The 12,204-nt window shown below is 28.2% G+C and carries 15 protein-coding genes and 1 riboswitch; of the genes, 13 read left to right on the forward strand and 2 right to left on the reverse strand.

From position 1 onward, the window contains the following. Window positions 1-14 precede the first annotated feature (14 nt). Complete coding sequence (locus BLP75_RS07450) at window positions 15-221, reverse strand: hypothetical protein (RefSeq protein WP_092725022.1); 207 nt, start codon at window positions 219-221, stop codon at window positions 15-17. 174 nt (window positions 222-395) lie between these two features. Here BLP75_RS07450 and BLP75_RS07455 point away from each other — a divergent pair, with 174 nt between their 5' ends. The 9 genes from BLP75_RS07455 to BLP75_RS07495 all read left to right on the forward strand — a co-directional run bounded on the left by BLP75_RS07455 (window position 396) and on the right by BLP75_RS07495 (window position 8,505). Then, a complete protein-coding gene (locus BLP75_RS07455; RefSeq protein ID WP_092725023.1) occupies window positions 396-1,409 on the forward strand; it encodes a LacI family DNA-binding transcriptional regulator in 1,014 nt (337 codons plus the stop codon). A gap of 338 nt (window positions 1,410-1,747) precedes the next feature. Beyond that, entirely contained in the window at window positions 1,748-2,572 is an 825-nt protein-coding gene (locus tag BLP75_RS07460) for an MIP/aquaporin family protein (protein WP_092725024.1), read from the forward strand. Window positions 2,573-2,810: 238 nt separating this feature from the next. Next, a complete protein-coding gene (gene rbsK / locus BLP75_RS07465) occupies window positions 2,811-3,719 on the forward strand; it encodes a ribokinase (protein WP_092725025.1) in 909 nt (302 codons plus the stop codon). A gap of 103 nt (window positions 3,720-3,822) precedes the next feature. After that, window positions 3,823-4,638: a transketolase gene (locus BLP75_RS07470; protein WP_092725026.1), complete on the forward strand. Its 816-nt coding sequence runs from the start codon at window positions 3,823-3,825 to the stop codon at window positions 4,636-4,638. Window positions 4,639-4,640: 2 nt separating this feature from the next. Further along, the gene (locus BLP75_RS07475) at window positions 4,641-5,570 is read left to right on the forward strand and encodes a transketolase family protein (RefSeq protein ID WP_092725027.1); all 930 of its coding nucleotides are present in this window, start codon (window positions 4,641-4,643) and stop codon (window positions 5,568-5,570) included. Window positions 5,571-5,596: 26 nt separating this feature from the next. Continuing rightward, complete coding sequence (gene fsa, locus BLP75_RS07480; RefSeq protein ID WP_092725028.1) at window positions 5,597-6,235, forward strand: fructose-6-phosphate aldolase; 639 nt, start codon at window positions 5,597-5,599, stop codon at window positions 6,233-6,235. A 243-nt stretch (window positions 6,236-6,478) separates the two neighbouring features. Further along, window positions 6,479-7,147 (forward strand): YkgJ family cysteine cluster protein, encoded by a 669-nt coding sequence (locus BLP75_RS07485; RefSeq protein ID WP_092725029.1) that lies wholly within the window; start codon window positions 6,479-6,481, stop codon window positions 7,145-7,147. Between the two features lie 164 nt (window positions 7,148-7,311). Next, entirely contained in the window at window positions 7,312-7,839 is a 528-nt protein-coding gene (locus BLP75_RS07490) for a dihydrofolate reductase family protein (RefSeq protein WP_092725030.1), read from the forward strand. Between the two features lie 78 nt (window positions 7,840-7,917). Beyond that, window positions 7,918-8,505, forward strand: a complete 588-nt coding sequence (locus tag BLP75_RS07495; protein ID WP_242872403.1) for a cupin domain-containing protein — start codon at window positions 7,918-7,920, stop codon at window positions 8,503-8,505. A gap of 156 nt (window positions 8,506-8,661) precedes the next feature. Here BLP75_RS07495 and BLP75_RS07500 read toward each other — a convergent pair whose 3' ends face one another. Then, the gene (locus BLP75_RS07500; protein WP_092725031.1) at window positions 8,662-8,919 is read right to left on the reverse strand and encodes a hypothetical protein; all 258 of its coding nucleotides are present in this window, start codon (window positions 8,917-8,919) and stop codon (window positions 8,662-8,664) included. A 315-nt stretch (window positions 8,920-9,234) separates the two neighbouring features. Here BLP75_RS07500 and BLP75_RS07505 point away from each other — a divergent pair, with 315 nt between their 5' ends. The 4 genes from BLP75_RS07505 to BLP75_RS07520 are packed head-to-tail and all read left to right on the forward strand — an operon-like array spanning window position 9,235 to window position 11,761. Beyond that, window positions 9,235-10,191 carry a metallophosphoesterase gene (locus tag BLP75_RS07505; protein WP_092725032.1) on the forward strand — a complete coding sequence of 319 codons (957 nt, stop codon included), beginning with the start codon at window positions 9,235-9,237 and terminating at the stop codon, window positions 10,189-10,191. Window positions 10,192-10,222: 31 nt separating this feature from the next. After that, entirely contained in the window at window positions 10,223-10,879 is a 657-nt protein-coding gene (locus BLP75_RS07510) for a TIGR00266 family protein (RefSeq protein WP_092725033.1), read from the forward strand. A 57-nt stretch (window positions 10,880-10,936) separates the two neighbouring features. Continuing rightward, window positions 10,937-11,398, forward strand: a complete 462-nt coding sequence (locus BLP75_RS07515; protein ID WP_207645426.1) for a GNAT family N-acetyltransferase — start codon at window positions 10,937-10,939, stop codon at window positions 11,396-11,398. A 15-nt stretch (window positions 11,399-11,413) separates the two neighbouring features. Further along, window positions 11,414-11,761 (forward strand): nucleotide pyrophosphohydrolase, encoded by a 348-nt coding sequence (locus BLP75_RS07520; RefSeq protein ID WP_092725034.1) that lies wholly within the window; start codon window positions 11,414-11,416, stop codon window positions 11,759-11,761. Between the two features lie 203 nt (window positions 11,762-11,964). Next, window positions 11,965-12,049: riboswitch (cyclic di-GMP riboswitch) on the forward strand. Window positions 12,050-12,204: the final 155 nt, after the last annotated feature.

A 12,204-nucleotide genomic window follows, 5' to 3' on the forward strand; every position in this document is an offset into this window, starting at 1 on the left:
TTATGTCTATGTAATTATCTATCAATCATAGATTCAAATCCACCTAGATTTGATTTATATATAAATTCAGTTTTTCTACAGTTTGGGCATACATAAACATCAAAAACTAAGTGATCTTCTATATCAAATACAAAACTAAAAAATCCTCTATTGTTGTCTTGACTGTCAAATCTATATTCCTTTAAAAATTTTAATTCAGTATCGCATCTTAAGCAGTTCATAAAATCCCCCTATTAAATATGTAATTTTAAAATTATTATAGCACTTCAAAAAATAAAATGGTAACTAATAAATTACAATATTTTGGAAGTGAATAAATACAGAAATTTTGTAAAATAATATTTTATAGAGTATAATTATAATATAAACGTATAACCTAGGGGGATAGTTTTTAGATGAACATAAAAGTAAAAGATATAGCGGCTAAATCAGGAGTATCTATAGCTACGGTTTCTAGATATTTAAATAAATCAGGATATGTAAAACAAGAAACAAGAGAACTTATAAAAAATGCAATACAAGAAATAAAAGAACAAGATAAAACATATGTAAGAGAAAAAAACATTGCAGTAGTATTTCCAGACTTATCAAATATGTTTTTTACAGATGTACTTAAAGGATTAACTGAGGAAGCAGAAAAATTAAATTATAATGTATTTTCATTCGATAGTGGCGAAAGTATAGAAAAAGAAATGAAAATAATAGATGCTTTAAATGATTTTAATATTTGTGGGTTAATAATTACTACAACTATAAAAAATAGAGAAACAACCAAGCAACATATTCAAAAATTAAACTCTTTAGGTGTACCTGTAATACTATTAGATAGAGATTTGATATTCTGTGATTTTGACGGAGTTTTTATTGACAATCAAAAAGGTGCTTTTGATGGAGTAGATACTTTAATAACTTCAGGACATAAGGAAATAGCTGTAATAACAGGTCCCCTGGAGTATGAAACAGCACAGCATAGACTAGAAGGATATAAACAAGCACACAAAATAAATGGACTAGAAATTAATGAAGAGTATATATATGAAGGTGATTTTCATGTAGACTCAGGATATAAATTCACAAAAGAGATAATAAAAAATAATAAAGATGTAACAGCAATATTTATCTGTAATAATATGATGACACTAGGTGCTATAAATGCATTAAATGAGATGAATATAAAAATAGGACAAGATATATCCTTATTAGGATTTGATGATTTAGAATTTTTTACATACTTAGGATTAAATATAAGTGTTGTATCTAGGCCAACTTCTGAAATGGGGAAAATGGCTTTTGAAGTATTATCAAAGAAACTAATAGACGAAGAACCTTGTGCTACTCAAAATATAGTATTAAAGCCAAGTATTGTAATTAGAGGCTCAGAAAAATTAAAAGGAAATAATAAAAAATAGAGGTCAAATGACCTCTATTTTTTTATTTAATGTAATTATGATACCTCAAAATCTGTGCATAATTAGTTCATATAGAGGAATTAAGCTAAGTGAAATTTTATTCTAAAATAGTGACAAATAAAAGATGTGAAACAAAAATGTAATAAATGAAAAATAATATGAAAAAAATATGAAAAAATATATAAAAAAAGTATTGAAAAAATAAAAAAAATAATATATTATATGAATATAGAACAGGAAAACGATATTATAGACATGGAACAAATGTGAAAGTAAAAGGGAAATTTATAGGAAGCATTAATAAAAAACAAAAAATAATTTAAAAGGGAGAGATCAAAATGAATGTATATTTAGCGGAATTTATAGGAGTAGCAATGTTAATATTCTTTGGATGTGGGGTTTTAGCAGGAAATGCATTAAAAACTTCAGGATCATATCAAGCAGGAAATGTAGCGATAAATATTGCTTGGGGATGCACAGTTGCTATGGTTATATTTTGTTTAGGAGATATAAGTGGAGCGCATATTAATCCGGCAATAACTATTATGCAAGCTGTAAAGGGAAGTTTTGAATGGAGTTTAGTACCAGGATACATATTAGCACAAATAGCAGGTGGAATGTTTGGTTCACTTTTAGTTTATCTTCAGTTCATTGATCATTGGGAAAAAACAGATGATGTAAATGTTAAGTTAACAATATTTGCAACAGCTCCAACTATAAGAAATAACGTAGCAAACTTTTTTAGTGAATATATAGTAACATTTGGATTAGTATTTTGTATATTAGGAATTGATACAAATACATTCCCAGGAGGATTAAAGCCTTTAGCGGTTGGATGTTTAATCTTTTTAGTAGGGACATCATTTGGAGGAGTAACAGGGGCTGCATTAAACCCAGCTAGAGATTTAGGTCCGCGTTTAGCACATTTCCTACTTCCAATACCAGGTAAAGGAAATTCTGATTTTAAATATGCATGGATACCTGTAGTAGCACCTATAATGGGAGCAACTACTTCAGGATTAGTACATAATGCTTTATATGAAGGAATAGTAGATTATAGACTTTACATGATGTTAGGATTAACATTAGTTACATTTATTGCTATTAAGCTATTAAGTAAAAATGAAAAAGTATCAAATGAATTAATAAGTGAAGTTGCATAGTTTAGGAAAATGATTGCATTAGTATAGTATACTAATGCAATTTTTATATAAAGAAAGTTGAAGTGTATGTAAAAAATATGTAAAAAATATGAAATAAATGTGAAAAAGTGATTGCAATTAATAAAAAAATATTATATTATATATTTAATGAAAACGATATTTATAAGGTTTAAAATGTTTGATATATGAAAATATATAAAAAATTAAATTTACATGACAGTAGAGAGGGGAATTTAATATGGAAAAGATATGTGTAATAGGAAGTCTTAATATGGACCTAGTTGTAAATGTGTGTGAAATGCCAAAGAAAGGTCAAACTTTAATAGGAAGTAAATTTAGAGAAATACCAGGTGGAAAAGGTGGAAATCAAGCTGTTGCAGCATCAAGACTTGGTGGAGATGTATGTATGATAGGTAAAGTTGGAAATGATGGCTTTGGAGAAAGCTTATTAAAACAATTAAAAGCAGATAATGTAAACACTAAATATGTACAAGTTGAAGAAGGACCAAGTGGTGTAGCTCTTATAACAGTAGATGAAAATGCTGAAAACGCAATAGTAGTTTCACCAGGAGCAAACTTTAAGTTAACAGAAACTGATATAGATAAATGTATAGATGCAATAAAGGAAAGCGCTACAGTAGTAATACAACTTGAAACACCAGTAGATACAATAAAATATGCTTTAGAAAAATCAAAAGAACTAGGTAAGTTTACAATATTAAACCCAGCACCAGCAGTTAAGTTAAGCGATGACATTATAAAAAATGTAGATTTATTAACACCAAATGAAACTGAATTAGAAATATTAAGTGGAGTAAGCATAAACTGTGAAGATGATATAAAAAAAGCAGCTAATATAATGATAGAAAAAGGTGTAAAACAACTTATAGTTACATTAGGATCGAAGGGAAGTCTTTACTTAGATAAAGATACTATGGAATTTAAAAAATCATATAAAGTAGATGCAGTAGACACTACAGCTGCAGGGGATAGTTACACAGGAGCATTATCAGTAGCACTTTCTCAAAACAAGAGCATAGATGAAGCTATGGATTTTGCATCAAAAGTAGGGGCTTTATGTGTTACTAAGGTAGGAGCACAAACTTCAATACCTAACTTATATGACCTTGAAAACTACAAATTCTAGTACAATTAATAAAAATTATAATATCTAAATTAAAAAATAATACATATTAAAATCGGAAGTATTATTTTTTAATTTAGTTGAAATAAAATCGGGAGGTAAAATTATGAAAAGTTTAGAACGTAATGCAAACGACATTAGAAAAAATATCGTTGATATGATTTATTCGTCAAAATCAGGGCATCCAGGTGGATCTTTATCAGCAGTTGAGATACTTACATATTTATACTTTAAAGAAATGAATATAGATCCACAAAATCCTAAAAAGCAAGATAGAGATAGATTTGTACTAAGTAAGGGTCATGCAGCACCTGTTTTATATGCAACACTTGCTCAAAGAGGTTATTTTGATAAAGAGATGTTAAATACATTAAGAAAATTACATTCACCACTACAAGGGCATCCGGATAGCAAGAAATTAGTTGGTGTTGATGTATCTACAGGTTCTTTAGGTCAAGGTATATCAAATGCAGTAGGTATAGCTTTAGGTGCTAAAATAGATAAAAGCAATGTTAGAGTGTACTCATTACTTGGTGATGGGGAAGTACAAGAAGGATTAGTTTGGGAAGCACTTATGGCAGCTGCACACTATAAATTAGATAACTTAGTAGCAATAATAGATAACAATGGATTACAAATAGATGGTAAAAATGAAGATGTAATGAATATATACTCTTTAAAAGATAAATTAAAAGCATTTAATTTAAATGTATTAGAAATAGATGGGCATTCTTTTGAAGAAATAGAAAAAGCATTTGATATTGCAAAAGACACAAAAGGAATGCCAACAGTTATAATAGCTAAAACAGTAAAAGGTAAAGGTGTTTCATTTATGGAAAATGAAGCAGGATGGCATGGAAATGCTCCTAGTTTAGAACAAAGAAACATAGCAATACAAGAATTAGAGTCTAAGGGGGTATAGTAATGGGATTAGCTACTAGAGAAGCATACGGAAAAGCATTAGTGCAATTAGGGAAAGAAAATGAAAATATAGTAGTATTAGATGCGGATTTATCAAAGTCTACTAAAACAGCAGATTTTGCAAAGGAATATAAAGAGAGATTTATAAATGTAGGTATAGCAGAACAAAATCTAATGGGATTAAGTGCAGGTCTTGCCTCTTATGGAAAAATACCTTTTGCAAGTACATTTGCAGTATTTGCTACAGGTAGGGCATTTGAAATAATAAGAAATTCAATATGTTATCCTAACTTAAATGTAAAAATAGCTGCAACTCATGCAGGTATAACTGTTGGAGAAGATGGAGGATCTCATCAATCAATAGAAGATATAGCTTTAATGTCATCACTTCCAAATATGACAGTAATAGTTCCAGCAGATGAGGCTGAAACTGTTCAAGTAATAAAAGAAGCAGCAAGAATAAATGGTCCTGTATATATAAGATTAGGAAGACTTGCAGCAGAGGACATATTTGATGAAAATTATAAGTTTGAAGTTGGAAAAGGGATAGCTGTAAAAGAAGGTAATGATATAACAATAGTTACAACAGGCCTTACTACAAATATAGCATTAGAAGCAGCAAAAGAATTAGAGAATGATAATGTTAATGTAAGAGTAATACATATGCCTACTATAAAACCTATTGATGAAGAAATATTAATAAAAGCAGCTAAAGAAACTAAGTGTATAATTACGTTTGAAGAACATTCAATAATAGGCGGATTAGGTGATAGAGTATGTTCTGTAACAAGTTTAAAATCACCAGTTAAGGTAAGAAAAGTTGGTATAGAAGATACTTTTGGACAATCAGGTACACCTAAAGAACTATTACAACACTATGGATTAACTAAAGAAAATATAAAAAATGTAGTGATGGAAGAAATAAATAAATAATTAATTAATAACATAGGAGAGAGATTATGAAAATATTTATAGATACAGCAAACGTAGATGAAATAAAGGAAGCAGCAACATGGGGGATATTAGATGGTGTAACAACAAACCCATCATTAATAGCTAAAGAAGGAAGAGATATAAAAGAAGTAATAAATGAAATATGTGGGATAGTAGATGGACCAATAAGTGCAGAAGTAATAAGCTTAGAGTGTGATAAAATGGTAGAGGAAGCTTTAGAATTAGTAAAGCTACACAAAAATATAGTAATTAAAATACCAATGTGCATAGAAGGACTAAAAGCAGTTAATATATTAACTCAAAAGGGAATTAAAACTAATGTAACTTTAATATTCTCATCTCAACAAGCTTTACTTGCAGCAAAATCAGGAGCTACTTATGTAAGTCCATTTGTAGGAAGATTAGATGATATAGGTATGGTTGGAATTGATTTAATAACTGAAGTTTCAGCTATATTTAAAGCCCATAATATAAAAACAGAAATAATATCAGCAAGTGTTAGAAATCCAATACATGCATCTGAATGTGCATTAGCAGGTTCAGATATTGCTACTATACCATTTAATGTATTAAAGCAAATGGCTAAACATCCTTTAACTGATATAGGAATAGAAAAGTTTTTAGCTGATTATAAAAATATGTAATTAAAAATATTATACAAAAATACCCCTGTGTCTGAAAACATACGTAGGGGTATTTTTATATTTTAAGAAACAAATATATTGCATAACTACATAAATAGTAACACTTAATAAGTGAGTTAAGTAAAATTAATTTTTACTTTAATGATAACTCTAAATATGTTAAACTATGAGATGATTTTTAGTATAATAAGATATGATTAAGTATTATACTAAAATATAAATAAGAAGCGAGGATAAACATAGATGAGATCTACAAATATACTAGATGAAATTTCAGATGGAAAATTATATGATATAGAAGATATAGTAAAAGCAGATACATGTGGTTGTAATGGATGTAATGATTGTTGCTGTGATGTTGGAGAATTAGTGGTGCTTACACCTTTTGATATATATGAAATGGTAACCTATTTAGGTGTTAAATTTGATGAACTAATAGGAAATAAGATTGAATTACGTAAAAATAATAAAATATCATTACCATACTTAAAGATGCAGGATGATAATAAAAACTGTAGTTTTTTAAACGAAGAAGGTAGATGTATGATTCACTCTAAACGTCCTAATATTTGCCGTTTATTCCCTCTAGGAAGAGCATACCAAGACGATACTTTTAAGTATTTTTTACAGGTAGGAAACTGTCCTAAAGAAGACTTAAAAGATGTTAAGGTAAAAGAGTGGGTAGGAATTGAAAACTATGATGAAAACAAAGTATTTATTTTAGAGTGGCATAAATTTATTAAGGCACTAGGTTTCCGTTTAAAGTTTGTTAGAGATGAAAAAGAACTTGAAGAAATTAATGAAGTTCTATTAGATAGTTTTTATCGTCTAAAAGTAGGAGAAGGAGAAAACTTCTACTCTGTATTCTTTAAAGACTTACCTATGATAAAAAGTAGATTAGGAATTATATAGCAGTATAAATTAAGAATAAATTTAAATAACCCTACGTCTGAAAAACAGACTCAGGGTTATTTTAGTTTTAATTGTAATGTATCAAGGGTATGTATTTAATAAATCATGAATTAAAATTAATAAATACATATACTATATAAAAATAGCAGACGGAGGATTACTATATGAATGGAAAAATAATATTAAACTTAGCAATGAGCTTAGATGGATACATAGCAGATGAGCAAGGAGGATATGAGTGGATAGTTGGAGATGGTAACTCTACACTTAATACAGAAAATAAATGGGAACATAATAAATTTTTAGAAGATATTGATGTTGTAGTTATGGGTAGAAAATGTTATGATCAAGGATTTCATAAGGATTTTAAAGACATAGACGTATATATAGCGACTTCACAAGATATTGATAACTATGAAAATTATCATTTTATAGGTACAGATATATTAAATACTATAATTAACTTAAGAAATGAAGGTAAAAATATATACTTATTTGGTGGAGGTGGAGTAATAGATAACTTTACTAAAGCTGATATTATAGATGAATATATTATTGGAATCATACCTACTATTTTAGGTAAAGGCAGAAAACTATTTTTAGAAAATAATCCTAAAATAGATTTAGATCTTAATTACTATTCGGTTGAAGATGGTATTATAGTTATGAAATATTTAAAAAGAAATAAATAAGTTAAATTGAGGTAGATTAACATTTTATATAAGTACATATCATACAATGGTTATAAAGCGACTAAAAGGAGGTAAGATATGAATAGTGTTTCGAATCCTTATTCTTACTGGTTTAACCAACAAATGTATAATATGTACCAATATCCTTTTTGGTTTAATCCACAAATATATAGCATGCATCAAAGTCAATTTTGGAGTAACATAGGAGCGTGTAGCCAACATTTTAATATTCAAAGAAAAGATTATGGACCAGATCCATTCGTAGTTAATATAGAGGACGCTAGTATACAAAACAAAACCTTTCGTACAGTCTTATGGACAGGAGAAAATTTACAAATTACATTAATGAGCATTGAACCTGGAGATGATATAGGTTTAGAAGTTCATCAAGAGGGAGATCAATTTATTAGAATTAAATCAGGTCAAGGACTTGTACAAATGGGCGATAGTAAAGATAATTTAGATTTTCAAAGAGCGGTGTATGATGACTCTGCTATATTAATACCTGCTGGTAAATGGCATAATATTACTAATGTTGGGACTCAGCCACTTAAGCTATATGCTATATATGGTCCACCAGAACATCCATATAATACAATTCATCAAACAAAAGCAGATTCAGAAGCTGATGAAAAGGTAGATGAAAAGGTAGATGAAAATTATTAATAATAGTTATAAAAAGATCCACCGTATAAAAATATGGTGGATTTTTTTATAATCATATCACGATGTTTTTCGATTATTTTCAATAAATCACCTCTTAAAATTTATAAGTTAATGTATATAATTTAAGTGCATATCTAAATAAATTTCAATAAATAATTAGTTTGTAAACAATTCTAGAATTAAAGATATGGCTAAAATAATAAGAATAAGAATATTTAAAACCATTATAAAAGTTATATTTTTAGATTCTTTATAACTACTAATACCTATATAAAGATCTGGTATCAATCCCAAAATAAGTGCAAAAAACAGTAAAGGTTTACCAATATAGAAAAAACTTAAAAATATAAGGACTAATCCCGTTGCAGTAAATATATTAAAGTTATTATTTTTAAACGAGAAAAAATTTTTCAAGTAAGTACCTCCTAAAATTGATTATTTAATTATAGGTTAAATTTAGCAATTATTCAATAAATTTACTACTAAAATATTTACATAATTTGGGAATTATTTAAATATATGATATAATCGCAATGGGAATTTTTATAAATTTTTTACGTTTAAGGATATTATGATACATCAAAAACTGTGGATAACCTATAGAGTATAGTAATATCAATATCTTTGTGAAAGTAAAAAATGACATTTTTGAGCAACGGACAAAGTCGTTGGCGACATGAGCGAAGCGAATTTTTTATAAAATAATATCATAAATTAAGGGGACATATTATGAAAAGGAAAAAAGGAATATTATGCGCATCTATATTACTGACATTAATGTTATCAGGATGTAGCAAAAAACAAGTAGATGTTAATGTGTTAGCAACTACAGATTTACATAGCCTAGTGCCAGAAGCAATGGTAGAGTATGTAGATAGTGAAAGAAAAAAAGATGCAAACATAACTGTAGTTGATGCAGGGGATTTTTTTGATATTAAAGATCCTAAGATGAATAGGTGGTTTAGATCAAAAGCATTGTACGATGACAACGAAATTGTATATTCAAGAGAGGGAGAACCACCAGTTGTAAAAGACATGTATAAATTAAAATATGACGCTATAGCTCTTGGAAACCATGAGTTTATATCAAATAACAAATCTACATTAGATGAACTAATATCACATTATGAAAAAAACAATATGCCTCTACTGTCAGCAAATACATATAAGGTTAATGGAGAAAATTACACAAAACCTTATATTATAAAAGAACTTAAAACAGATGAAGGAACTATAAAATTAGGTGTTTTAGGCCTTACAATTAAAGAAGTTAATGACGAAGGATCGAGAGACTTAAAAGATATGCCGTCGTATAAAAACAAATTATACATGAATGATTTGGTAGAAGATGCTCAAAAATGGGCTAAGGTAATGAAGGAAAAAGAAAAAGCAGATATAATAGTAGCAGTAGCACACAGTGGAGAAAAACCTAAAAAACCTAGACATCCAGGCAATAGAATCCAAGACTTAGCTCAAAATGTAGAAGGAATTGATGCAATAGTTGCAGGTCATACTCATGTAGCATTTGAACAACATGATTATAAAAATAAAAATGGTGAAAATGTGATAGTAACACAGCCTGGAAAGCATGGAGAATGTATATCTAAAATTAATTTTAAAGTTGAAAACGAAGATGGAAATTGGAAAGTTATAGACAAAGATAGTAGTATAGTTAAATTTGAATAATATAAATTATATATTGTACAGGAGGAATATTATGAACAGTGAAAAATTTGAACTATTATGCCAAGGGGATAGTAGAATACTTAAAATATATGCAAACAGAGGTGAAGTATATATAGTAGAAGCAGGATCTATGGTTGCAATGACACCAAGCTTTGATTTAAATGTAAAAGCAGGTGGAATAGGAAAAATGTTTGGAAGATGGATGTCTGGAGAAAGTGCACTGCTTCAAGAATACACAGCTTTGGATGATGGAGAATTATTATTAGCACCTACAGCATCAGGAGATATAACTAAGATTGATTTAGATGGAAGCAAAAGTTTAAGAATAAGTAACGGCAACTTCTTAGCTTGCACTGAAGGCATAGATTTAGAAACAAAAGCAAGAATAAAAGGTATATTAGGTAGTGGGGAAGGAATATTTGGGCTTAGAGCTAAAGGTATTGGAACCTTATTTGTAAATTCTTGTGGTTCAATATATAAGATAAACCTTGCAGAAGGACAAGAATACATAGTAGATTCTAGTCATCTAGTTTTATGGGATGATGATATGGAATACTCAACAGAACTAGCATGTAAAGGGGTAGCGTCATCATTTTTTAGTGGAGAAGGTTTTGTAGCTAGATTTAAAGGCCCAGGTGAAATATTAATTCAGACTAGAAACCCTGTAGTTTTATCTCAGAATGGATAAAATTAATAAAAGTATATATTTTTATATAACGATTATAAAATTATAGGAGAATGTAATATGAATAATATTAAAATTAATAAACTATCTGCAAATGATAACATTCCATATGATTTGCTATATCTAGCAGATCCATCTATTGAATCTGTGAAAGAGTGTATAGATAGAGGGGACTGTTATATTGCGTACAAAGATAACGAACTTGTAGGTGCATATATTTTAATAAAAACACGACCATCAACATTAGAACTTGTAAACATTGCTGTTTCTGAAGAATATCAAGGATATGGTATAGGCAAAAAATTATTATATAGTGCTATTGATATAGCCAAGAAATCAAATGCTAAGACTTTAGAAGTTGGAACAGGAAACTCTAGCATATCTCAATTAGCTTTTTATCAAAGATGTGGTTTTAGAATAGTTGGTATAGACAGAGACTTTTTTAAAAAACACTACAAAGAAAAGATTGTAGAAAATGGAATTGAATGTATAGATATGATTAGATTGAGTATAGATTTATAAAGATGAGGTAAAAAAATGGACAGATATGAAGAAATAAGAAAGAGCATTATTAATTTCAGAGATGAAAGAGACTGGAAGCAATTTCATAATCCAAAAGATATAGCAATATCATTAAATATAGAAGCTGGAGAATTACTAGAATGTTTTCAATGGAAAAGTAATCATGATATTGAAGAAATTTTAAAAAGTAGTAAAAGAGAATCTATAGAAGATGAAATAGCTGATGTAGCTAATTATTTAATACTTTTATGCAATGAATTAGATGTAAATCTTTTTGACGTTGTAGAAAGAAAGATAGAAAAAAATAAAGTTAAATATCCTGTAGATAAATTCAAAGGTAGCTCAAAAAAATATAATGAGTAAAAGAGACTATTTAGGAATTAGTAGATAAATATAACGCTACGTTAATTATATACAAATGAGAGTTTATGATATTTTTAGATTAACTAAAAGTGTATACATAAACTCTTTTTAATATATAAACTTACTAAATTTAAAATAATTAAAAAAATTCTAAATAATACTTTAAAAATGGATGTAAACATTATATAATAAAAACAAATACAGGTAAATATTGGCAAATCTGGGGAAATCCAGAGACGCAAAGCTAAAGGGGCTAAGGTTGTACAACTATGCCAGCCAGTTGCCGAAGAATAAAAATTCTTTGTTTATATAGGTCTATTTTGTTATGTCTATTTTTAAGGTAATACAAAATAATAATCTATATTTATTTTTGATGGCAACTATCCTTTAAGGATAGTTTTTTTAATTTCTTCTTTAAGAATTTTATTTTTTAGCTTAAATAA

Origin of the sequence: Romboutsia lituseburensis DSM 797 (assembly GCF_900103615.1) — a bacterium.
Lineage (GTDB): Bacteria > Bacillota > Clostridia > Peptostreptococcales > Peptostreptococcaceae > Romboutsia_F > Romboutsia_F lituseburensis.

What these genes read in the sequence shown, in the direction of transcription:
- BLP75_RS07450 (WP_092725022.1), bottom strand. Translation starts at nt 221, where the DNA reads ATGAACTGCTTAAGATGCGATACTGAATTAAAATTTTTAAAGGAATAT.
- BLP75_RS07455 (WP_092725023.1), top strand. Translation starts at nt 396, where the DNA reads ATGAACATAAAAGTAAAAGATATAGCGGCTAAATCAGGAGTATCTATA.
- BLP75_RS07460 (WP_092725024.1), top strand. Translation starts at nt 1,748, where the DNA reads ATGAATGTATATTTAGCGGAATTTATAGGAGTAGCAATGTTAATATTC.
- rbsK (WP_092725025.1), top strand. Translation starts at nt 2,811, where the DNA reads ATGGAAAAGATATGTGTAATAGGAAGTCTTAATATGGACCTAGTTGTA.
- BLP75_RS07470 (WP_092725026.1), top strand. Translation starts at nt 3,823, where the DNA reads ATGAAAAGTTTAGAACGTAATGCAAACGACATTAGAAAAAATATCGTT.
- BLP75_RS07475 (WP_092725027.1), top strand. Translation starts at nt 4,641, where the DNA reads ATGGGATTAGCTACTAGAGAAGCATACGGAAAAGCATTAGTGCAATTA.
- fsa (WP_092725028.1), top strand. Translation starts at nt 5,597, where the DNA reads ATGAAAATATTTATAGATACAGCAAACGTAGATGAAATAAAGGAAGCA.
- BLP75_RS07485 (WP_092725029.1), top strand. Translation starts at nt 6,479, where the DNA reads ATGAGATCTACAAATATACTAGATGAAATTTCAGATGGAAAATTATAT.
- BLP75_RS07490 (WP_092725030.1), top strand. Translation starts at nt 7,312, where the DNA reads ATGAATGGAAAAATAATATTAAACTTAGCAATGAGCTTAGATGGATAC.
- BLP75_RS07495 (WP_242872403.1), top strand. Translation starts at nt 7,918, where the DNA reads ATGAATAGTGTTTCGAATCCTTATTCTTACTGGTTTAACCAACAAATG.
- BLP75_RS07505 (WP_092725032.1), top strand. Translation starts at nt 9,235, where the DNA reads ATGAAAAGGAAAAAAGGAATATTATGCGCATCTATATTACTGACATTA.
- BLP75_RS07510 (WP_092725033.1), top strand. Translation starts at nt 10,223, where the DNA reads ATGAACAGTGAAAAATTTGAACTATTATGCCAAGGGGATAGTAGAATA.
- BLP75_RS07515 (WP_207645426.1), top strand. Translation starts at nt 10,937, where the DNA reads ATGAATAATATTAAAATTAATAAACTATCTGCAAATGATAACATTCCA.
- BLP75_RS07520 (WP_092725034.1), top strand. Translation starts at nt 11,414, where the DNA reads ATGGACAGATATGAAGAAATAAGAAAGAGCATTATTAATTTCAGAGAT.